At 63.7% G+C, this 20,398-nt stretch carries 19 protein-coding genes; 10 read left to right on the forward strand and 9 right to left on the reverse strand.

Translation table 11 applies throughout. The features are described from left to right. Positions 1-144: 144 nt before the first annotated feature. The 4 genes from AC1DVV_RS02275 to AC1DVV_RS02290 form a co-directional block, all read right to left on the reverse strand. Positions 145-1,230, reverse strand: coding sequence for a hypothetical protein (locus AC1DVV_RS02275; protein WP_457279203.1), 1,086 nt, complete (start codon positions 1,228-1,230; stop codon positions 145-147). A gap of 255 nt (positions 1,231-1,485) precedes the next feature. Next, positions 1,486-2,244: an alpha/beta fold hydrolase gene (locus AC1DVV_RS02280; protein WP_477688810.1), complete on the reverse strand. Its 759-nt coding sequence runs from the start codon at positions 2,242-2,244 to the stop codon at positions 1,486-1,488. 1 nt (position 2,245) lies between these two features. Beyond that, positions 2,246-3,241: a M14 family zinc carboxypeptidase gene (locus AC1DVV_RS02285; protein ID WP_477689133.1), complete on the reverse strand. Its 996-nt coding sequence runs from the start codon at positions 3,239-3,241 to the stop codon at positions 2,246-2,248. A gap of 148 nt (positions 3,242-3,389) precedes the next feature. Beyond that, on the reverse strand, positions 3,390-4,322 hold the full coding sequence (locus tag AC1DVV_RS02290) for a LysR family transcriptional regulator (RefSeq protein ID WP_477688811.1): 933 nt from the start codon (positions 4,320-4,322) through the stop codon (positions 3,390-3,392). Between the two features lie 73 nt (positions 4,323-4,395). Here AC1DVV_RS02290 and AC1DVV_RS02295 point away from each other — a divergent pair, with 73 nt between their 5' ends. Further along, the gene (locus AC1DVV_RS02295) at positions 4,396-5,067 is read left to right on the forward strand and encodes an N-acetyltransferase family protein (RefSeq protein ID WP_477688812.1); all 672 of its coding nucleotides are present in this window, start codon (positions 4,396-4,398) and stop codon (positions 5,065-5,067) included. Here AC1DVV_RS02295 and AC1DVV_RS02300 read toward each other — a convergent pair. Both AC1DVV_RS02300 and AC1DVV_RS02305 read right to left on the reverse strand, forming a co-directional pair. Next, a complete protein-coding gene (locus tag AC1DVV_RS02300) occupies positions 5,007-5,318 on the reverse strand; it encodes a 2Fe-2S iron-sulfur cluster-binding protein (RefSeq protein ID WP_457279199.1) in 312 nt (103 codons plus the stop codon). The genes AC1DVV_RS02295 and AC1DVV_RS02300 overlap by 61 nt on opposite strands. A gap of 42 nt (positions 5,319-5,360) precedes the next feature. Then, a complete protein-coding gene (locus AC1DVV_RS02305) occupies positions 5,361-5,957 on the reverse strand; it encodes an LURP-one-related family protein (RefSeq protein WP_457279198.1) in 597 nt (198 codons plus the stop codon). A gap of 183 nt (positions 5,958-6,140) precedes the next feature. Here AC1DVV_RS02305 and AC1DVV_RS02310 point away from each other — a divergent pair, with 183 nt between their 5' ends. Continuing rightward, entirely contained in the window at positions 6,141-6,662 is a 522-nt protein-coding gene (locus tag AC1DVV_RS02310) for an N-acetyltransferase family protein (RefSeq protein WP_477671480.1), read from the forward strand. Positions 6,663-6,811: 149 nt separating this feature from the next. Here the strand turns inward: AC1DVV_RS02310 and AC1DVV_RS02315 are convergent, their stop codons facing one another. Beyond that, entirely contained in the window at positions 6,812-6,991 is a 180-nt protein-coding gene (locus tag AC1DVV_RS02315) for a hypothetical protein (protein ID WP_457279196.1), read from the reverse strand. A gap of 335 nt (positions 6,992-7,326) precedes the next feature. Here AC1DVV_RS02315 and AC1DVV_RS02320 point away from each other — a divergent pair, with 335 nt between their 5' ends. Further along, entirely contained in the window at positions 7,327-7,674 is a 348-nt protein-coding gene (locus tag AC1DVV_RS02320; RefSeq protein WP_457279195.1) for an ElaB/YgaM/YqjD family protein, read from the forward strand. Positions 7,675-7,878: 204 nt separating this feature from the next. Then, positions 7,879-8,820 (forward strand): DUF808 domain-containing protein, encoded by a 942-nt coding sequence (locus AC1DVV_RS02325; RefSeq protein ID WP_457279194.1) that lies wholly within the window; start codon positions 7,879-7,881, stop codon positions 8,818-8,820. A gap of 36 nt (positions 8,821-8,856) precedes the next feature. Here AC1DVV_RS02325 and AC1DVV_RS02330 read toward each other — a convergent pair whose 3' ends face one another. Continuing rightward, positions 8,857-9,060, reverse strand: a complete 204-nt coding sequence (locus AC1DVV_RS02330; protein ID WP_477666327.1) for a hypothetical protein — start codon at positions 9,058-9,060, stop codon at positions 8,857-8,859. Positions 9,061-9,247: 187 nt separating this feature from the next. Then, positions 9,248-10,174, reverse strand: a complete 927-nt coding sequence (locus AC1DVV_RS02335) for a LysR family transcriptional regulator (RefSeq protein WP_457279192.1) — start codon at positions 10,172-10,174, stop codon at positions 9,248-9,250. A gap of 424 nt (positions 10,175-10,598) precedes the next feature. Here AC1DVV_RS02335 and AC1DVV_RS02340 point away from each other — a divergent pair, with 424 nt between their 5' ends. The 6 genes from AC1DVV_RS02340 to AC1DVV_RS02365 all read left to right on the forward strand — a co-directional run bounded on the left by AC1DVV_RS02340 (position 10,599) and on the right by AC1DVV_RS02365 (position 20,279). Further along, the gene (locus AC1DVV_RS02340; protein WP_457279191.1) at positions 10,599-11,474 is read left to right on the forward strand and encodes an alpha/beta hydrolase; all 876 of its coding nucleotides are present in this window, start codon (positions 10,599-10,601) and stop codon (positions 11,472-11,474) included. A 44-nt stretch (positions 11,475-11,518) separates the two neighbouring features. Continuing rightward, on the forward strand, positions 11,519-12,757 hold the full coding sequence (locus tag AC1DVV_RS02345) for an efflux RND transporter periplasmic adaptor subunit (protein WP_457279190.1): 1,239 nt from the start codon (positions 11,519-11,521) through the stop codon (positions 12,755-12,757). Positions 12,758-12,789: 32 nt separating this feature from the next. Continuing rightward, positions 12,790-16,023 carry an efflux RND transporter permease subunit gene (locus tag AC1DVV_RS02350; RefSeq protein ID WP_457279189.1) on the forward strand — a complete coding sequence of 1,078 codons (3,234 nt, stop codon included), beginning with the start codon at positions 12,790-12,792 and terminating at the stop codon, positions 16,021-16,023. Between the two features lie 30 nt (positions 16,024-16,053). Beyond that, the gene (locus AC1DVV_RS02355) at positions 16,054-17,463 is read left to right on the forward strand and encodes an efflux transporter outer membrane subunit (protein WP_457279188.1); all 1,410 of its coding nucleotides are present in this window, start codon (positions 16,054-16,056) and stop codon (positions 17,461-17,463) included. A gap of 520 nt (positions 17,464-17,983) precedes the next feature. Then, entirely contained in the window at positions 17,984-19,240 is a 1,257-nt protein-coding gene (locus AC1DVV_RS02360) for a methyltransferase (RefSeq protein ID WP_457279187.1), read from the forward strand. A 19-nt stretch (positions 19,241-19,259) separates the two neighbouring features. Continuing rightward, complete coding sequence (locus AC1DVV_RS02365) at positions 19,260-20,279, forward strand: tRNA dihydrouridine synthase (protein WP_457279186.1); 1,020 nt, start codon at positions 19,260-19,262, stop codon at positions 20,277-20,279. Positions 20,280-20,398: the final 119 nt, after the last annotated feature.

Raw genomic sequence — 20,398 nt, forward strand, 5'->3', positions numbered from 1 at the left:
GTGTCGACGGGAGACAGCCGATTTTGCACCAGGGCCGTCACGAAGGCATCCGGTGGCGCCTAAAAGCCCCAGTCTTGTCAAACCTCAGTTGCTGGTTACCTTGGCGCTACAAGAAGTGCAGGACCCGGAGGACGTGGTGCCGCCCTAGTGCCTGTCAATCGGTGTCAGCGCGGCCGTCCGGGTCCCGGTCGCCACGCGCTGGGTATTGACGTTGTCGGTGGTCACAATTTTGGTGAAAGGCCGCATATTTGCATGCATTGCAGGTGCGACACCAAGGGACGCTATCGGGGGCATCGGCAAGTTTGCTTTCAGTCTGGTCGCCACCGCCACTTCACGCAGGGGTTGCTTGATGGGTTCAAGTGCTTCATGCAAGGGCCCGAGCTTGGCTGTCTGCCGTTCCATGGCATCGACAAAGTGGTGCAGGTTGTTGGGGTTTTCGGGTTTTTCCTTGATCTTCGTGACGAAACCATCGTCGGCGCCCTGCCGGCTGGGCAATGTGGAGTTGCTGTCGCCCTGGAACCCGCTGACGCGTACACGCGGATCGGCGTGCTGGGCATCCAGCGTGGCAGAAACCTGCCCGGCAAAGGTCTGGGCCAAATTGCGCGGGCCGATGGCCACGTGGTCGCGCGACACCGTACCGGCGCTGCCACAGGATGTCAGCCGGACGTCCAGGCCCGGGCTGTTCACGGAATTGGCAATATTGTGCACCGCAGTCCCAATGTCCTGCGCCGTGTGCGTCATCTTGTAGCCGCGCTTGATGTTGACCTTTGTTGCCTGCTCGAACAGGCCCGGCGGGTGGTGTTCGTCTTCGTCCACGGGCGTTGCCACGGTGGTGATGGAGTTGGGATTGCGCGGGCTGCCATGGCCCTTGACGAACAGAACATCGGCGGGGCCGTTTTCCCGGTTGTTGTACGGCGCCATGCCGGGCTGCACGACCCTGACGTTGCGGATCGCTGAGCTCAAACCGCGGTATTCGCGCTGCAGTTGCTGCTTTTGCGGAATCGTCAGGTTGCCGGCGAGCAGCTTGTCCATCACGCTGGCATGGCGTTCCTCGTAGTGCGCACGCACCGCGCGCTGGGCTTCGATGTTGTCGACAAAAACCGTGCCTGGTTTGAACTCGTTGTTGGCACCGGTGTGTCCCATTTCCATCACCGCTGCCTTGCGGTGGCCGGTGTCGAAGGCCGCCAGGCCGGGAAGATAAACGTGCCGTTTGATCCTTTGGTCTGCCATGGTGTGGGCTGCGCTCCTTTTGCCGCAAAGGTTCGCAAACCCTGTGCCAGGTGAGCAGCGCGTGCAAGTGCATGAATCCAAAAGGTATTTGGCGCAGAAAACAGGAGCTGCGGGACCAATTTGTCCCTTGGGTTCGAAGAGGAATATCACCCCAACCCAGTCGCTGCGTTGCCTGATGGGGTGGGATGTTTTTGTCCCGTGCCGGGTCTTATTTGTCCCGCCCCGCTGGCACCCAGCCCGCAGGGCTGGAACTATTCATGCGCAGGCGTTGTCCCATGGCGCCACGTGCTGGCACACCCAGCGCGGGTCGTCGTGCGGCAGGTCATGCCCTGCCCAGGGGTGCTCCCGGTGCGATGTTTGCCAGGCATGGGCAAGCTGCGCGGAGCAGGCCGGGTTGACAAGGGCATCGCCGGCTGAAGACAGGACCAGCACCGGGCAACGCGGTGCAAGAGGTGCGCAGGTGAACCGGGTGGCTGCCCATAATTGCCGCGCTGCGTTGGCTGCGCTCACAGGTGCGCTTTGGCGGATGAAGCGCCACTGCGTGAGATCCTGCTGCCTTTGCTCCTGGCGCTTGCAGGTGAGTTCATGGACTTTTTGTTCCACGGCATCAATGTTCCGCCAGTGCGAAGCCATCGCCAGCAGTGTCAGCCAACTGCGGGGCCGCAGGCGCTGCGCAAAATGTGCGTGGGGCCGCATGCTGGTGTTGACAAGCACCAGCCGCGAAATTTCGTCCGGGTAGCGTTGTGCCCAACTGGCCGCCGCCATGCCGCCCAGGGACATCGCCAGCACTGCGTAGGGCGGCCGTACGCCCTGCGCCGCCAGTTGCCGGCGCACCGCCTCGACCATTTCCTCCACGGAAAGTGGGGAGCGCTGCCCGCACCATTTGCCATTGCCGGGCAGGTCCGGCGTGATGACCTGGCCGGGGCTGCGGCCTGTGGCTTCCTGCAACTGCAGCGGGAAATCTCCCCAGTGCCGCGCCTCGCGGGTCAAGCCCCTGAGCAACACCCAGGTCATGTCACACCACCCTGCGCGGGCGCCAGTGCGCTGCGGCAAGCCGTGCGAGTTGCACGCGCTGTTCGCCCGAAGGCAGCCAGCGCGGCGCGGAAAATGCGGCGCGTGTCAGGAAATCCAGCAGGTCCGCATGGCGGCGCAGTACGCGCCGCGTGCGGTGCGCCTTAATAGGGTTGAAAATGCCGTGGCGCGAAAACAGCTGGCGCGGGTTCTTGCGTATCCATAACCACGAGCCCAGCTCCAGCGTCATCGGCAAAAAGATGTTCTCCGCCGGTGCGCGATCATAGGCATGGTCCCAAAGGTCGCCGTGCAGCAGGTACTGGTTGCTTTGCGGCTCGAAGCTGTAGGCGTGGTGCGGGTGCGATTGCTCCAGCATGGTCCGCAGTGCAAACATCTCCGGCAGGTGCGGCATCAGCCGGCGCGTCCTGGCGTACGGAAACCACAGGCTGTCCTCAAAGCCGTAGCCCGAATGGCAGTCCAGTGCCAGGCTGAAGGGCCGGCTGGCCAGTTGTTCCCGCACCACTTGCAGTACGGCCGCGCTTTCCACTTCCATCGGCATGCCGGGCCTTCCGCAGTACCAGGGAAGCCGGGGGCTCACGGTTTGCCCGCCGGCCAGGAAGGGCACACGGGCGTCGGCCTTGTGGGGGGCATTGCGCATCAGGTCCACGCCCTGGGGGTTGGCGCGCTTGTGCGCCCACATGCCGCCGGGGTTCACGATGGGCATGAACACCAGCCGGATCTTTTGGAGTTGCCGGTGCAGCAACTCGTCCCACTCCAGGCGAAACAGCAACGCCCGCATGTAATGCAAAACCAGCTGCGTGCCGATGCGTTCCAGTCCATGGATGCCGCCGAAGAAACCGACCGCGGGCGCCGCAGGGTCGCGGGAGCCGATGCCCGCCACATACAGCGGAAAAGACGGGCCGGCAGTATGCGCTTCGGCCGCAACGGCCACGTCAAAGTGCGCGCTGCCTGCCAGCAAAATTGTCTTGAGCTCTTCCATCTCCGAAAAGCTGGCCGCCGCATCCCGCGCCGGCGTGAGGCTGTAGGGGCTGTGAAAGCTGCGTGGGCTGTCGGCTGCGCTATTCAGTGGCGGAGGCAGTGGCGGAGGGAGCATCCGCCCATCCTTGCACAGTTGTTTGACAGGCGTGCTACAGCTTGTTGTTTTGCGGGGAAGGCCGGGAGCCCGGCTGGCGCGGCTCGGCGCCCGCCCGCTGTGAAATGGCGGCAATCACCTGGTGCAGGGCCTTGTTCACCGGTTTGTCGTTGCGCATGATCAAGGCCAGCGTCCTTTGCAGCCGTGGGTACAACGGGTGGACCACGAGTTCGGCATGCTGCCCTGGGCCGGTGACCGCCATTGCTGGCAGGATGCTGCAGCCCAGGCCGGCCGCCACCATTTCCTTGATGGCTTCGACGCTGCCCAGTTCCATGATGGGTTTGGGGGCGTGGCCCGCATCCTGAAACCACTGGTCGATGATCACGCGGGTATTGGCCGCCGGCTCGAACAGCACCAGCTCGCGCTTTGCCAGGACGGCCGGCGTGATCCTGGCGGGCGTGGCGGCATCACGCTTGGGTGCGATGGCCACAAACTCGTCGTTGAACAACGGTGTCACCACCAGCGCGCGCCGTTTGACGGGCAGCGTGACCAGCGCCAGGTCCAGCATGTTGCCTTCCACCGCCTTGACGAAGTCGGCCGTGTTGCCCGTGCTGACCACCACGCTCAGATTGGGAAACCGCAGCCTCAATGAGCGCAGGATTTGCGGCAGGAAATAAAGGCAGGCCGTGGCGCCAATGCCCAGCGTGATGCGGCCGGCCACATTCGAGGAGTGGGAAGCCATGGCGGCCATGACGCCGTCTACGGCGGTGTTGACATGCTGGATTTCTTCCATCAGGTCAAGCCCTGCGGGTGTGGGCGTTGCGCGGCGCGCCACGCGTTCGATCAGGCGCACGCCCAGCTTCTGCTCCAGCTGCCTGATTTGCAGGCTGACGGCGGGCTGTGAAAGGCCCAGCCTTTCGGCCGCACCGGAAAAGCTCCCGGTTTCAACGATGAGGGCGTAGGTGCGCAGGTGGTCCAGGTTGAGCATGCAAAGAAATTCTAATCAATCTGATAAGTTTTGACATATTTACTTATGCATGCCGTTGCGCAACCATAGCGGCATGCACCTCACACCTATACCCCAGGCCACCCGCCCCGATCCTTCCTCTGAAACTCGGGGTTCCCTGGTGATCGGTCCCTGTGCCGAAAGCCATATGGAGGCAATCCAGGCGATATACGCGCACTACGTGGCCACTAACCTGGCGACGTTTGAGCTGGAGCCGCCCAGCGTCGCGCAGATGCTCTCGCGCCGCGCTGACATCCTGCAGGGCGGCTACCCCTACCTGGTGGCGCATCGCAACGCAGAGGTGGTGGGGTATGCCTATGGCAGTGCCTACCGTTCGCGGCCGGCCTATCGCCATACGGTGGAAGACTCGATTTACGTCGCGCCCGGCATGCGCCAGTCCGGCATTGGCAGCGCCCTGCTGCGTGAGCTGATCCGCCAGTGCGAGCAGCGCGGTTTCCGGCAAATGGTGGGCGTGGTCGGCAACAGCGCCAACACGGGCTCGCTCAGGGTGCACGAGGCTTTGGGCTTTGCCCGTGTCGGCACGCTGGGCAGTGTCGGCTACAAGTTCGGCCAGTGGGTGGACACGGTGCTGATGCAGCGTGCGCTGGGCGACGGCGCCGCGTCGCCCGGGGCTTTTCCCGTGGGTCTACGGCAGATCCCGCCAGTTCAATCCCCTGGCCCGATCACCACATCCGACAGTGGGTACGCGACACAGGGCAGGATGTAGCCCGTCTGCTTTTCCTCGGCGCTCAGGCCCGGCCATTCGATGCGGTAAGCCACCTGCCCGTTGGCCAGCCGGCGGATGCAGGTGCGGCAGGTGCCGTTTCTGCACGAACTGTCCATCGCCACGCCGGCCTGGAGCGCCGATTGCAGGATCGGCAGGGACGGCGAGGCGCTGAAATGCACCCCTTCCGGGTTCAGCTGGACGCTGAACAGAACCGCATTCGCCGGATCGCCAGGGTGGGCCGGGTCGTCCATCGCTGCTTCGGGTACGGGTAGCTGCCTGCGCCGGCGTCTGCGTTAACCGCGCAGGCGTTCCAGCAGCAGCACGGTCATCAGGGACAGCAACAACTGCTGCTCTTCGCGTTCATTGACGGGGGCCATCCGCTCGGCGGTGAACCGGCCCTCAAACAGGGCGGGCTGCTTGGTGAGCTCGGCCACCAGGGTGCCGTCGGGTCTCGTCACCTGGTAGGCGGGATGGAACAGGTAGCCCGAAAACATACCGATCACCGGAATCTGGCTGAATAGGCCGTCAAGAAAACGCGTCATCACGCTTTTCTCGTTGATGCTGAAGTGGGTGACGCCGTTGTCCTGCACGTCAAAACCGGCTCTCCACATGGAGCGCATGCCGCGACGCTTGATGCCGCCCAGCGCCGCGCCCTGGGTATCGGTGAAGTGATAAAGCGCTGAAAAATCGATAATCCGGTCCGCCTTGATCTGGTAGAGCTGCCGGTCCTGTTTTTCATCGGTGAAAACCGTGATGGCTTCCTTGAGCTTGAAGAGTTTTTGTTTGACATACGCCACCGGCTGGCTATGCGCGTCCTTGACCAGAAATTGCGGTGCAAAGGCGATGAGTTTGAAGGACATTTGCAGGGGAAACTGAATACCTTGGGCCATGATGTGCAAGCGCTTGTAAGTGTTAGGGTGCGACGAATGTACCCGACGCCCAAGTCACTTGCCGGGCATTCATCCTGCCGCCAGACCGCCGTGAAGCGAATGTATTGCCGGGTGGGAGGCGATTTGGGCGACAATTCTGCTCCCCCGATCATTTCCCGCACCGATTCACAAGCGATTTTTTTCATGTCCAGCTATTCCGTCCGTCCCGCTACGCCCCGTGATGCCAAAACCATTGCCGAAATTCATGTCGCCACCTGGCAGGCCGCTTATAAAGACCTCATGCCCGAGGACTACCTCGGCAAGATCACGGTAGAAAAACGCCTGCCTTACTGGCGCGAAGCCATCGAATTCAGCGAGCCGCAACTGCTGGTGGCCACGGACGGAGATGAGATCGTGGGCTTCGTCGGCTTTGACCGTTCCCGCGATGCCGGCACCAAATCAACAGTGGGTGAGATCTGGGCGCTGTATGTGCTGCCCGAACATTGGGGCAAGGGCGCAGGCCTGGCCCTGTGGGACGGCGCGCGCGAGGGCCTGAAAGAAGAGGGTTGCACGCAGGTCACGTTGTGGGTGCTGTTGCGCAATGAGCGTGCGCTGCGATTTTATGAACACGCGGCGGGGTTCAAGCGCGAGATGCCGTCGCTCAAGACTGTGGCTTTTGGCAGTGCCAAGCTGGAAGAGATCCGGCTCAAGCGGGTGGTTGATTGAGAACTGAATTTTTGAACTGATTCTGTTCGGGCCGGTTCTTGCGCTGGCGTTGGTTTTTTTGCTGAGGGTGGCTGGCCGGGCAACCCCCGGCCAGCCACCCTCAGCAAAAAGCCCAACGACAGAACAAACCAGGCCTCAACAGCGCGATCTCACGACGGCACATTCACCACCCGCTCATCGTCATCAGGAATCAGCGGCATCCCTTCATCGGGCTCCACCGGCAGCTCCAGTGCGTCGTCTTCATCCAGACCTTCCTCGGGTGGGCCGTTACGCGGCTGGCCGTTGTCGGTTGCGCCGGTTCTGAGGGCGGGTCGTCCAATTCTGGGCATTGTGCTTCTCCTTGGAGTTTCAAAAACGTTGGAAGGGCGTTTATCAACGGTGCCTGGCCTGGATGCCTTTGGCTTGTGAGTTCAGGACGATGATGCGGGCAACTGCGACAGGGGCTGCCAAGCCAAGCGGCCTTTTTCCTGTCAGTGTGGGCCGACAACCGCGCGGCGCGCACAACACTCTCTTGTCCTACATGCAGCGTATCCGGCTGCGCACAGTCCGCATGCCTGCCGCCGCTTAATGTCGGCAGACACCTCTGGACGACCATGAGCCCGTCATCACCGAGGCTCAGATAGATCCCAGAGGTATTTTGCGGAATTTTTTTGAAAGAAGCATCATGGACAAAACCACAGCCTCCACCGGTACGGCTTCCGGTACTGACAACCCTCTGCAGCGAGGCGTCGAGTCTGCCGGAGCAGCGCTCCACAGCGGCATTGACAAGGTGGCTGAGCCGGCCCGCAGTGCGGTAGACCGCGCGTCTTCCGCCGCGCACGAAGGCGTCGACAAGCTGGCCAGCGGTGCCAGCACTGTGGCTGACCGCTTTGCCGACCAGACCCGCCGGGTGACTGAAGCGCCAGGCCGGGCCATTGACGCCTCGAAATCGTGGGTTCAGGAAAGGCCCCTGGAGGCTGTCGGTGCCGCCCTGGCGCTGGGTTTTATCCTGGGACGGCTCACGGCGCGCTGAGCATCTAGCGCTCTGACGCCCATCCAAAGCCGCCTGCGGGGCGGCTTTTTGTTGCGCTGGATTTGGGTACAGTAGGCCTTCGCCTTCGGTGCCACCACAACGCATAACAGCAGCACCGGACTCCTGCCGGCCGGGCTCATCACGGCCGGGCCTTGCAAGTTTTGCTCACCCCTTCGGCCTTGCGCCGGCACACGGAACCTACATATGGCCAGCAGCCTTCTCGCATTGATCGACGACATCGCCACCATCCTTGATGACGTAGCGCTGCTTTCCAAGGTGGCCGCCAAGAAAACCGCCGGCGTGCTGGGTGATGACCTGGCGCTCAACGCCCAGCAGGTCTCAGGGGTCAAGGCAGACCGGGAGTTGCCGGTGGTCTGGGCTGTGGCCAAAGGTTCCTTCGTCAACAAGGCCATCCTGGTACCGGCCGCGCTGGCTATCAGCGCGTTCATACCGTGGGCCGTCACGCCGCTGCTGATGGTGGGCGGTGCATTTCTCTGTTACGAGGGGTTTGAAAAACTCGCGCATAAATTCATGCACAGCGCAGACGAACAGGCGGCCGAGCATGAGGCGCTGACTGCCGCACTGACCAACCCGGACGTAGACGTGCTGGCGCTTGAAAAAGACAAGATCAAGGGCGCGGTCCGCACCGACTTCATCCTGTCCGCTGAAATCATCGCGATCACGCTGGGCACCGTGCAGGCCAGTCCCTTCGTGACGCAGGTGGCTGTTCTGGGCGGTATCGCCCTCCTGATGACGGTGGGGGTTTATGGCCTGGTGGCAGGCATCGTGAAGCTGGACGATGGCGGGCTTTACCTCAGCCAGCGTGAAGGAGGCGGCGCCCTGGGCCGCTTGCAGCGCGGCGCAGGCCGCGCCATCCTGCTGACCGCTCCCTGGCTCATGAAAGGCCTTTCTGTGGCAGGCACCATCGCGATGTTCCTGGTGGGCGGCGGCATTCTGACGCACGGCTTTGCGCCGCTGCATCACGCGATCGAGCTGCTCGCACAAAAAGCGTCGGCCATAGGCGGAGCAGGTGCTTTGCTGGCCGCGCTCACGCCGCTGTTGATGGACGCACTCACAGGCTTGATCGCCGGTGCGCTGGTGCTGTTTGTTGCCGTGCTGGTCAAGCGCGTCCTGGCGCGCCGCTGACACAGAAGAGAAGAGAGCGAATGGAGAATCCGGCAGTTAGTCGCCGGACTTTCCTGGCTTGGCCGCCTTTTCCGGTTCCTCGTGGCGGCCTTCAGTTTTGCCGGCGGGCTGGTCGTCCGGCACCGGAAATGGCCAGCGGCCTTTTTCACGGGGTGGTGCGGGCATGGCTGCTTCCCGCGCGCGCTGCTCCAGTGCCTTTCGGCTCTCGGTATCGGGCGCGGCAACTTTGGGTCTTGGCATGGGTGGTCTTTCGCAGGGAAGGAAGGCGGTGTATGAACGCAGGCGTGCAAACGCGGGACAGCCACTGACCTTACTCCCGCGGGTTGTCCTGCGGTGTAGTCTGCGGATGACGCCAGCTGTAGGAAGCTGGGGACGCCGGAAAATGCCGATGCATTCGGTGTAGCGGCTGTCGCGTCGTCTGCCGCGTTTATTGCGGCAAGCTGCTCTTGCGCTGTATCAGGTCGTGTTTGGCGAACAGGTCGGCGATCCAGTCGACAAAAACACGCACCTTGTTGCTCAGGTGGCGGTTGGGTGGGTACACCACATGAATGGGCTTGGCCTCGGAGCACCAGCCGTTGAACAGGGGTTCCAGCGCACCGCTGCTGATATGGTGCTGAACCAGGAAGGTGAGCGTCTGCAGGATACCCAGGCCCGCCAGCGCCGCCGCCACACCTGCGTTCGAGTCATTGACCGACAGCTGGTGGTGCCCGCCGATCTCCACCACCTCGCCGTCTTTTTGCAGGTTGACGGTGTAAAGCTTGCCGTCGCGCGGCGAAAAATAGCGGATCAGCTTGTGCGCCTGCAGCTCGCGCGGGTGCTGCGGCACGCCGTGGCGTTTGAGGTAGGCGGGTGAAGCGCAGGACATCAAATAAAACTCGCCGATGCGGCGCGCCACCAGTGATTGGTCTGTGATCTGCCCGCCGCGGATCACGCAGTCGACATTTTCTGCAAGGATGTCGATCGGCCGGTCGCTTACGCCAAGCTCCAGCTGGATGTCCGGGTAACGCGCATAAAAGTCGGGCAGGGCCGGAATCACCACCGCAAGGCCCAGTGAAGAGGGAATGTCCACCTTGAGCCGGCCACGCGGGCTGGCCTTGGCGCGCGACATGCTCGACTCAAGCTCTTCCATTTCGCCCAGAAGGCGGCCCGCGCGCTCGTAGTAAGCCGCACCGTCGGCCGTCACCGTGACTTTGCGCGTGGTGCGGTTGAGCAGCTTGGTGTCCAGTGACTGCTCCAGTGTCTGGATCAGGCGCGTCACCGTGGGCTTGGGCATACCCATGGAATCTGCCGCTTTGGTAAACGTGCCGGCCTCCACAACCCGTACAAAGGCCTGCATTGCGGAAAATTTATCCATGAAAGAGTCCTGTTCTGGTGAGGGCCGTCAGCGCGTGCCTTGCCTGGCGGGCGCCGCAAGAGGGATACGGGGCGGTAATTAAAAATGGCTGCCGGGGAAGAGGTGCATCTGCCAACAGGGGCTCATCGGCAAAACGGCGAGGGGCGATTGTGACCAGCCCAGCCGGTTCAGGTGCGGGGCGCGAAATAGCCCTGAGAACTTTCCGGGATTGCCCACTCCCAATTGACCTTGCCCCACAGGGAAGGATGAAACTCCGCGCTCGGATGTTCATGGGAGCTTTCATGGGGGGCCGTGATTTTCAGAGGAGAAGCCTGCTTGCTACCCCTCATTGTTGCACTGGTGAAATAAAGTATAAACAAAACGGCTATTTATTAAGCGACCTGCCGCGCGTATCTTCTGCTGCATTGCAACAAAGAGGAGCCGCGTGCGGCTCGCCAAGATGAACAGCCCACAGCCCGTCCCCGCAGGCGCCGACAAAAGCCCCCCTCCCTGGGTGGAAAAACAGATCCAGCTGGCACTGAAAAAGCCGCTGGACGTGCGTTTTTACGGCCGCCGCAGCGGCACGGGCGTTTCACCCCTGGTGGTGCATTTCCATGCCGGCGCGTTTGTGGGCGGATCCCTGGAAGGCGGTTCCTGCGTAGCCGGGCTGCTGGCCCAAGCCGGCGCAGTGGTGATGTCGCTGGACTATCCGCTGGCGCCAGAGCACCCTTTCCCCAATGCAGTCGAAATAGGTTATGCCGCGCTGGTTTGGGCCGCCAAGGCCCGCCACAAGCTGGTCGGCGTCGGTGCGCCGGTTTTTGTGGCCGGCGAAGAGGCCGGTGGCAATATCGCTGCAGCCGTGGCGCTGATGGCGCGTGACCAGCATGAGCCGGCTCTGGCGGGGCAGATCCTGATGTCGCCGATGCTGGACCCATGCCTTGCGACCGCTTCGCTGCGCGACGCCGAAGCCGGGCCAGTGGGCTGCACCTGGGCCGACGGCTGGCACAAATACCTGCCCCGGGCCGAAGACGCAAGCCACCCTTACGCTGCACCCGGCGCCGCATTCCGCCTGGCCGGCCTGGCACCGACGCTGCTCATCACGGCGCAGGACGACCCGCTGCGCGACGAAACGCTGGCCTACGCCGCACGGCTGCGCGCCGCAGGCCTGGTTGCGCACGAGACCGTGTTGCCGGTGCCGACCGGCTGGCCCTGCAGCTATCTGCAGCCTTGCGACCACAAGGCTGCTTGGGGCCCTGTCCTGCATGAGCAGTACACCCGTTTTTTCGCTGATGCGCTGGCCGCGCATGCAACCCATTCCTGAGTTTCACAGTTCCTTTTTTTACTTTTCTTTTGAGGGGTTTCACCATGACATCGATTCATCTGCACAACAACAAGCGCCGTTTGCTGGCAACCGTCGTGGCCGTACTGGCATTGACGGGCGTGACGGCCGTCATCTTCGGCGTTTCGGGCACGCGTGCCCAGTCGGGTGCGCCTGCCGAGCCGCAGGCCACGCCGGTATCGGTGGCCACCGTCGTGCAAAGCGACGTCTCCGCCTGGGATGAGTTTTCGGGCCGGCTGGAAGCGGTCGAGCGCGTGGACATCCGCTCGCGCGTGGCCGGCACCATCCAGGCCGTGCACTTCCGCGAAGGCGCGTTGGTCAAAAAGGGCGACCTGCTGTTGACGATTGACCCGGCACCCTACGCCGCCGAAGTGGCGCGCGCCGAAGCCCAGGTGGCCGCGGCGCAGGCCCGTGTGGCCCAGGCCAAGGGCGAACACGAGCGCTCACAGCGCCTGTGGGGCGAGCAGGCCATTTCAAAACGCGAGTTTGACGAGCGCACCAACGGCAAGGGTGAAGCCGACGCCAACCTGCGCGCCGCGCAGGCAGCCCTTCAAACGGCGCAGCTGAGCCTGGGCTATTCGCAGGTCCGCGCCCCGGTGGCCGGCCGCGTCGGCAAGCTCGAAGTGACGGTGGGCAACCTGGTCGCAGCAGGACCGGGCGCACCCGTGCTGACCACACTGGTGTCCGTGAGCCCGATTTATGCGAGCTTCGACGCCGACGAGCAGGTCGTGGTCAAGGCGCTCAAGGATGTGCAGGGCACCAACGCCGGTATCGCGGGCGGCCGCAACCTGGACCGCATTCCGGTGCAAATGGGCACCGCCGCGAGCACCGACACGCCGTTTGAAGGCAAGCTGCAACTGGTTGACAACCAGGTGGACGCCCGAAGCGGCACTGTGCGCGCACGCGCCGTGTTCGACAACAAGGATGGCCAGTTGATTCCCGGCCAGTTCGCGCGCATCCGCATGGGCCAGGCCACCAAAGGCAAGGCATTGCTGATCAACGAGCGCGCCGTCGGCACCGACCAGAACAAGAAGTTTGTGCTCGTGGTCGGCGCCGACAACAAGGCGATGTACCGCGAAGTCACGCTGGGCGCTTCCGTCGATGGCCTGCGTGTCGTCAAAAGCGGCCTGGCCGCCAACGACCGCATTGTGGTCAACGGCCTGCAGCGCATCCGCCCAGGAGCGCTGATCACGCCGCAGCCGGTCGAGATGACCGCCAAGTCGGAACTCACCGAAAAAGCCGTGAAGGTCGCGGCCAAGTCCTGAGCCGCTCCTTCACCTGAACCAGAAGAATTGCCATGAATCTTTCCAAATTTTTTATTGACCGGCCGATCTTTGCCGGCGTGCTGTCGCTGCTGATGTTCATTGCCGGACTGATCGCGCTGCGCTCGCTGCCGATCGCCGAATACCCGGACGTTGTGCCGCCCACGGTAGTGGTGCGCGCCAACTACCCCGGCGCCAACCCCAAGGTGATCGCCGAGACCGTCGCCACGCCGCTGGAAGAAGCCATCAACGGCGTCGACGGCATGCTCTACATGAGCAGCCAGGCCACGACCGACGGCCTGATGACGCTGAACGTCACCTTCAAGCTCGGCACTGACCCCGACAAGGCGCAGCAGCTCGTGCAAAACCGTGTCTCGCAAGCCGAGCCGCGCCTGCCCGAAGAAGTGCGCCGCCTGGGCATTACCACGATCAAGAGCTCACCCGACCTCACGATGGTGGTGCACTTGCTGTCACCCAACGACCGCTACGACATGACCTACCTGCGCAACTACGCGGTGCTCAATGTCAAGGACCGCCTGGCGCGCATCAACGGCGTGGGCCAGGTGCAGCTGTTCGGTTCGGGCGACTATTCGATGCGCGTCTGGCTTGACCCGCAAAAAGTGGCTGAGCGTGGTTTGTCCGCTGGCGACGTGGTGCGCGCCATCCGCGAGCAGAACATCCAGGCCGCCGCCGGCGTCGTGGGCGCATCCCCCGGCCTGCCCGGCGTGGATATGCAACTGTCCATCAATGCCCAGGGCCGCTTGCAAAGCGAAGAAGAGTTCGGCGACATCATCGTCAAGACCGACAAGGGCGGCGCCGTGACGCGCCTGCGTGACATCTCCCGCCTGGAGCTTGGTGCTTCGGATTACGCCCTGCGTTCGCTGCTGGACAACAAGCAGGCTGTGGCCGTGCCGGTGTTCGCCGCGCCGGGCTCCAACGCCATCCAGATCTCCGACGATGTGCAGGCCGTGATGAAGGACCTGAAAAAGAGCATGCCTGAAGGCGTGGACTACGAAATCGTCTACGACACCACGCAGTTTGTGCGCTCGTCCATCGAGGCCGTGGTGCATACGCTGCTCGAAGCCGTGGCCCTGGTGGTGCTGGTCGTGATCATCTTCCTGCAGACATGGCGCGCTTCCATCATTCCGCTGCTGGCCGTGCCTATTTCCGTCATCGGCACGTTTGCGGTGATGCACCTGTTCGGTTTTTCGATCAACGCGCTCAGCCTCTTCGGGTTGGTACTGGCCATCGGCATTGTGGTGGACGACGCCATCGTGGTGGTGGAGAACGTCGAACGCAACATCGAGGCGGGCTTGAGTCCGCGCGACGCCACCTACCGCGCCATGCGGGAGGTGTCCGGGCCCATCATCGCGATTGCCCTGGTGCTGATCGCCGTGTTTGTGCCACTGGCTTTCATCACCGGCCTCTCGGGCCAGTTCTACAAGCAGTTCGCACTGACCATCGCGATCTCGACCGTGATCTCGGCCGTCAATTCGCTGACCCTTTCGCCTGCGCTGGCGGCCATGCTGCTCAAGAGCCACGACGCACCGAAAGACGCGCTGACCCGCGGCATGGACAAGGTGTTCGGCCGCTTCTTCGCAGGCTTTAACCGCCTGTTCAGCCGCGGTTCCGAAAACTACAGCCGCGGTGTCAAGGGTGCGATTTCGCGCAAGGCCATCATGCTGGGTGTCTACCTGGTGCTGGTGCTCGCCACGGCAGGCCTCTTCAAGGCAGTGCCCAGCGGTTTTGTGCCCGGGCAGGACAAGCAGTACCTGATCGGTTTTGCCCAGTTGCCCGACGGCGCCACGCTGGACCGCACCGAAGACGTGATCCGCAAGATCAGCGACATCGCCATGAAACAACCCGGCGTGGAACACGCGATTGCTTTCCCTGGCCTGTCGATCAACGGCTTCACCAACAGCTCCAACTCGGGCATCGTGTTTCTCTCGCTCAAGCCGTTTGACCAGCGCACCACCGCCGACCTGAGTGCAGGCGCCATCGCCGGCCAGCTCAATGGAAAATTCGGCGGTATCCAGGAGGCGTTCATTGCGATGTTCCCGCCGCCGCCCGTGCAGGGCCTGGGCACCACCGGCGGCTTCAAGCTGCAGCTGGAAGACCGCGGCTCGCTCGGTTATGCCGCGCTGGACGCCGCCACCAAGGCCTTCATGGCCAAGGCGTACCAGACACCTGAGCTGGCGGGCATGTTCTCAAGCTTCCAGGTCAATGTGCCGCAGCTGTATGCCGACATCGACCGCACCAAGGCGCGCCAGCTCGGCGTGCCGGTGACTGACGTGTTCGACACCATGCAGATTTACCTGGGCAGCCTGTACGCCAATGACTTCAACAAGTTCGGCCGCACATATTCCGTGCGGGTGCAGGCTGATGCACCTTACCGCGCCCGCGCTGAAGACATCGGCCTCTTGAAGGTGCGATCGGCCACCGGCGAAATGGTGCCGCTGTCGGCACTGATGAAAGTCACGCCCAGCTTCGGCCCCGAACGCGCCATGCGCTACAACGGCTTCCTGTCGGCCGACATCAACGGCGGCGCCGCGCCCGGTTATTCGTCGGGCCAGGCGCAGGATGCGGTCGCCCGCATCGCGGCTGAAACCCTGCCACCCGGCATCAGCTACGAGTGGACGGACCTCACGTACCAGGAAATCATCGCCGGCAATTCGGCCATGTGGGTGTTCCCGCTGGCGCTGCTGCTGGTCTTCCTGGTGCTCGCTGCGCAGTACGAAAGCCTGACGTTGCCGATCGCCATCGTGCTGATCGTTCCCATGGGCCTGCTGGCCGCCATGCTGGGCGTGAAGCTGACCGGCGGCGACAACAACATCTTCACGCAGATCGGCTTGATCGTGCTGGTGGGGTTGTCGGCGAAGAACGCGATTTTGATCGTGGAGTTTGCGCGCGAGCTGGAGTTTGCCGGGCGCACGCCGCTGCAGGCCGCGATTGAAGCGAGCCGCCTGCGTTTGCGCCCCATCCTGATGACCTCGCTGGCGTTCATCATGGGCGTGCTGCCCCTGGTGTTGTCCTCCGGTGCCGGTGCCGAAATGCGCCACGCCATGGGTGTGGCGGTGTTCTCGGGAATGATTGGTGTGACGGCTTTCGGTCTCTTCCTCACGCCGGTTTTCTACGTCACGCTGCGCCGCCTCACGGGCAACCGTCCGCTCAAGCTGCATGGCGAAGTGCCGCACGTCGAGGCCTTCGCGGGCAGTGGTGGTGCAGGTGCGCACGCGCAGCCGGCAGCGCCCCTCAAGCTTCACGAATAACAACAAGCATCAAAGGTACAGGAGTTCATCATGAACCACACAACGTCCAAACTGCGCACCGCGCTGCTGCCTTTGCTGGCCGCCCTGGTGCTGGCCGGCTGCGCCACCAGCGCGTCGGTTGACCCGGCGAGCATTCCGGCTGCGCCTTCCGCCTACAAGGAAAACGCTGCCGCCGTCGCGGCGGCGCCTGCAGCAACCGCTCCGCAATCACAAGGCACCTGGTGGAAGGCGTTCGCCGACCCGGTGCTCGACCTGCTGGTCGAGCAGGCCGGCGCCAACAACAACAGCGTCAAGGTGGCCGCGGGCCGGCTGGCCCAGGCGCGCGCCATCCTGCGCAACACCGATGCCGACCGCCTGCCGCAAGTGGGCTTGAGCGGGGGCGCCGTGCGCCAGAGCAACATCACCACCAACCGCGTCGCGCAGACCACGGTCACAGCCGCCGCCAACTTTTCGTATGAAGTCGATTTGATCGGCAAGCTGTCGCTCAACTCGGACGCCGCATCGCTGGACGCGAAATCGCGCGAGGCCTTGCTGCGCAGCACCCAGCTGCTGGTGCAGGCCGATGTGGCGCAGACCTACCTCAACCTGCGCGCGCTCGACACCGAGCGCACGCTGGTGCGCGACACGCTGCAGGCTTACCGCAACACGCTGCGCCTGACGGAAGTGCGCTTCAAGGAGGGCGATGTGGCCGAGCTGGACGTAGCCCGCGTGCGCACCGAGGTCGCCTCAACCGAGTCTGATGCACTGGCACTCGACCAGCGCCGCGCCGTGCTGGAGCATGCCCTGGCTGTGCTGGTCGGTGAGGTAGCGTCGAACTTTGCCGTCGCGCCTGCTGAATGGTCGACGGCCTTGCCGGTGATACCGGCCGGCGTGCCCAGCACCGTGCTGGAGCGCAGGCCCGATGTGTCTGCCGCGCAAAGCACCATGCAGGCCGCGCAGGCTCGCGTTGGTGTCGCCCAGGCTGCGTGGTTCCCGACCTTTTCGCTGACAGGCAACGCCGGTTATGCCGCGCCCGAGATCAAGGACCTGTTCAAGGTCTCGACCCAGGCATGGGGCGTGGGCGCGTTGCTCTCGCTGCCGATCTTTGACGGCGGACGCCGCAAGGCCGGCGTGCAGAACGCGAATGCCGAACTTGACATCGCCCTGGCCAATTACCGTGAACAGATCCTCGTCGCCTTCAAGGACGTGGAAGACCAGCTCTCGGCCCTGCGCCTTTTGGCCGAGCAGTCGGAAGCGCAATCGCGTTCCGTCGCTTCGGCCACACGCGCCACGGTGCTGTCGGATTCACGCTACCGCAATGGCTTTGTCAGCCAGCTCGAACTGCTGGACGCGCAGCGCAGCGAACTGCGCAACCGCCGCCAGGCGCTGCAGGTCAAGACCGCGCAGTACCTGGCAACGGTGGGGCTGATTCGGGCGCTGGGTGGCGGTTGGACAGTTTGAACACCCCTGCTGAGGCTCACTTCGTGTAGCCTCCTCTCCCCTTGCAGGGGACAGGCGCCTTGGGGCCGGCAAAGCCGGACCCCGGCCCCTGCTGGTGAAGATTGGTACACCCCCTTTTGAGGCTCTTCCCTTGCAGGGGACGGCGCCTGCGGCCTGGCGAAGCCAGTTCCGCGGCTCCTGCTGGTGAGGAGGGGAGCGCCCTCTGTCTGTCGTTGCTATCTAATTCATAGCTGCTGGCGCCCGTCCCTATTTGGCTTGAGGCCTAAATCGTTCTTGAAAATGGCCTGAAAAGTGCTCTGGAAGCCTTTTTTGGAGCCTGTTGAGCGCCCAAAACAGCCTGGAGACCCTCAAAAAGCCGTTTTTTCAGGATCGAAAGTGCCTGAGAGGCAATCAGGATGTGCGCGAGCAGCTATTAAATTGATAGTGATTAGGTAGCGCTTGCAGCCGCTGGGGGCGGCCATCTGTTAAAACACTTGGCTTTCCTCTTTGTTCTTCTTTGTGTCTGCCCCTGATGCCCCTGATGCCCCTGATACCCGTTTCACCTGCCGCTCCCGTTGCTTCTTCTGCTGAGCCCGCCACCATCCACTGGACGGAGGGCGGCGAAGCGCGTTCTGCGCGCTGGCGTTCCGAGCGCGGTGCGCCGCCGCCCAAGCGCGTGGTGATCGCTGACGACACCCTCGCGGCTGACGCGGCTTACCGCCTGGCGTGTGAAGGCACGGGCCTGCTCTGGCGCGGCGACTTCCAGAATGCCCGGCTGCTGTTGCAGGCGCTGGCGCGCCGCGTCGACAAACCGGCCAAACCCAAGCGAGAGAAACGCGTGAAAGACCAGAAGGCCGGGGAAGCCAGCACCCAGGCTTCAGCAGCCGCACCGGTTTTTCCGGAAGCCTTTCACCTGCACCGTCAGTCCCAGGCGCAGCGCGCCCGTGTGCTGGGCATGGTGCTGATTCCGTTTGACGCGGACTACAGCATCCCCTTGCGCCGCGCACCGGATGCAAAAAAAGCCTGCGCCGAAGCCTGGGGACCATCCAGGGATGGCGCAGTGCCCTCCGTCGCATCGCTGCGCGAGCTGATGGGTTTCATCAGCTCGCACGAATGGCGCCGCAAGGGCGTGCCCATTCCCGCGCTGGGTGAAGACGGGCCGCACAACCGCATCCATCCGCACTACGGCGTTTTCTCGCCGGTGCGCGGTGAATACATCGACCTGGTGGCCCAGGCACCCGTGCCTGAAGGTACCGATGACCTGACCGGTTTTGACATCGGCACCGGCACCGGCGTGCTGGCCGCCGTGCTGGCGCTGCGCAGCGGCATCCAGCGCGTGGTGGCCACCGACCAGGACCCGCGTGCGCTGGCTTGTGCGCGCGACAACCTCAAGCGCCTGGGCTTTCCGCAAGTCGAGGTACGCGAGGCCAACCTGTTCCCCGAAGGCAAGGCGCACATCATCGTCTGCAACCCGCCGTGGTTGCCGGCGCGCCCCGGCTCGCCGCTGGAGCATGCGGTGTATGACGAAGACAGCCGCATGCTGCTGGGTTTCCTCAACGGCCTGGCGGCGCACCTGGAGCCCAAAGGCGAGGGCTGGCTGATCCTGTCGGATATTGCCGAGCACCTGGGCCTGCGCACGCGCGCCTGGCTGCTGGCGGCGATCGATGCAGCGGGCCTCAAGGTGGTGGACCGCCTGGACGCGCAGCCGCATCACCCCAAGGCCTCCGACGCCAGCGATGCGCTGCATGCAGCGCGCGCGGCAGAAGTCACGTCCTTGTGGCGATTGGCTGCCAAATAGAAACCAGAAGCTGGCTGGGATGAGTACTGAACCACGCGCTACCGTCCTGCTGGCCCCGATGGAAGGGCTGCTGGATTTTGTACTGCGCGACATCCTCACGCGGGTCGGCGGCATCGACCGCTGCGTCTCTGAATTCATCCGCATCACCGACCAGCTGTTGCCCGAGCGTGTGTTCTATCGCATCGTGCCCGAGCTGCACCACGGCGGCCGCACGCTGGCCGGTGTGCCGGTGCGTGCGCAGCTGCTGGGCTCCGACCCGGGCTGCATGGCCGAGAATGCCGCGCGGCTCGCAAGCCTTGGTCCGGCAGGCATTGACCTGAACTTTGGCTGCCCGGCCGCGGTGGTCAATCGCCACGGCGGAGGTGCATCGCTGCTGCGTGAGCCCGAAACCCTGACGGCCGTTGTCGGCGCGGTTCGCCGGGCGGTGCCGGCCGGCATGCCCGTCTCGGCCAAGATGCGGCTGGGCTACGAAGACGATGCGCGTGCCGTGGAATGCGCGCTCGCCATCGAAGCCGGTGGCGCCGGCGAACTGGTGGTGCACGCCCGCACCAAAGCCCAGGCCTACAAGCCGCCCGCCTACTGGGAGCGCATCGCCGACATCCGCGCAGCAGTCAGGATTCCGGTGGTGGCCAACGGCGAGATATGGACAGTGGAAGATGCGCGGCGCTGCCGTGAAGCTTCGGGTTGCGATGTGCTGATGATCGGCCGCGGCGCGGTGCGCGACCCGGGTCTGGGGCTGGCGATCAAGGCCGACATGGCCGGTGAGCACCATGCCGCCGTGAGCTGGCCCACGCTGCTGCCGCTGATCGCCGAGTTCTGGCACATCGTCTGCTCACGGCTTGAGACACGCGCGAGAGCTGGGCGCCTCAAGCAGTGGCTCAATTTTTTGCGGCGGCGGTTTCCTGAAGCGGAAGTGGCTTACCAGGCGATCAAGACGGTGAATGATCCGATGCTGGTTGATGAATGGCTGGCTCAGCTGCTGCAACTTGGCGAGAGTGACAAGCCTTCCGCGCGCTTGCCTTTGCCCGTACTGGCTTGAAAGGCCAAGACCTGAGTTCGGCACAGATTGCAACCAGGCTTTACACAAACACTCCCGCGGCTTTGCTGCGCCGACACTTCGCCGGAACACCATGAGGGCTCTTCCATCCAAAGGAGTCG

The sequence above is a fragment of the Polaromonas sp. P3_B4 genome (genome assembly GCF_056402835.1).

Excerpts from the sequence above, each read along its gene's own strand:
- AC1DVV_RS02275 (WP_457279203.1), bottom strand. The coding sequence starts at position 1,230 with ATGGCAGACCAAAGGATCAAACGGCACGTTTATCTTCCCGGCCTGGCG.
- AC1DVV_RS02280 (WP_477688810.1), bottom strand. The coding sequence starts at position 2,244 with ATGACCTGGGTGTTGCTCAGGGGCTTGACCCGCGAGGCGCGGCACTGG.
- AC1DVV_RS02285 (WP_477689133.1), bottom strand. The coding sequence starts at position 3,241 with ATGGAAGAGCTCAAGACAATTTTGCTGGCAGGCAGCGCGCACTTTGAC.
- AC1DVV_RS02290 (WP_477688811.1), bottom strand. The coding sequence starts at position 4,322 with ATGCTCAACCTGGACCACCTGCGCACCTACGCCCTCATCGTTGAAACC.
- AC1DVV_RS02295 (WP_477688812.1), top strand. The coding sequence starts at position 4,396 with ATGCACCTCACACCTATACCCCAGGCCACCCGCCCCGATCCTTCCTCT.
- AC1DVV_RS02300 (WP_457279199.1), bottom strand. The coding sequence starts at position 5,318 with ATGGACGACCCGGCCCACCCTGGCGATCCGGCGAATGCGGTTCTGTTC.
- AC1DVV_RS02305 (WP_457279198.1), bottom strand. The coding sequence starts at position 5,957 with ATGGCCCAAGGTATTCAGTTTCCCCTGCAAATGTCCTTCAAACTCATC.
- AC1DVV_RS02310 (WP_477671480.1), top strand. The coding sequence starts at position 6,141 with ATGTCCAGCTATTCCGTCCGTCCCGCTACGCCCCGTGATGCCAAAACC.
- AC1DVV_RS02315 (WP_457279196.1), bottom strand. The coding sequence starts at position 6,991 with ATGCCCAGAATTGGACGACCCGCCCTCAGAACCGGCGCAACCGACAAC.
- AC1DVV_RS02320 (WP_457279195.1), top strand. The coding sequence starts at position 7,327 with ATGGACAAAACCACAGCCTCCACCGGTACGGCTTCCGGTACTGACAAC.
- AC1DVV_RS02325 (WP_457279194.1), top strand. The coding sequence starts at position 7,879 with ATGGCCAGCAGCCTTCTCGCATTGATCGACGACATCGCCACCATCCTT.
- AC1DVV_RS02330 (WP_477666327.1), bottom strand. The coding sequence starts at position 9,060 with ATGCCAAGACCCAAAGTTGCCGCGCCCGATACCGAGAGCCGAAAGGCA.
- AC1DVV_RS02335 (WP_457279192.1), bottom strand. The coding sequence starts at position 10,174 with ATGGATAAATTTTCCGCAATGCAGGCCTTTGTACGGGTTGTGGAGGCC.
- AC1DVV_RS02345 (WP_457279190.1), top strand. The coding sequence starts at position 11,519 with ATGACATCGATTCATCTGCACAACAACAAGCGCCGTTTGCTGGCAACC.
- AC1DVV_RS02350 (WP_457279189.1), top strand. The coding sequence starts at position 12,790 with ATGAATCTTTCCAAATTTTTTATTGACCGGCCGATCTTTGCCGGCGTG.
- AC1DVV_RS02355 (WP_457279188.1), top strand. The coding sequence starts at position 16,054 with ATGAACCACACAACGTCCAAACTGCGCACCGCGCTGCTGCCTTTGCTG.
- AC1DVV_RS02360 (WP_457279187.1), top strand. The coding sequence starts at position 17,984 with ATGCCCCTGATACCCGTTTCACCTGCCGCTCCCGTTGCTTCTTCTGCT.
- AC1DVV_RS02365 (WP_457279186.1), top strand. The coding sequence starts at position 19,260 with ATGAGTACTGAACCACGCGCTACCGTCCTGCTGGCCCCGATGGAAGGG.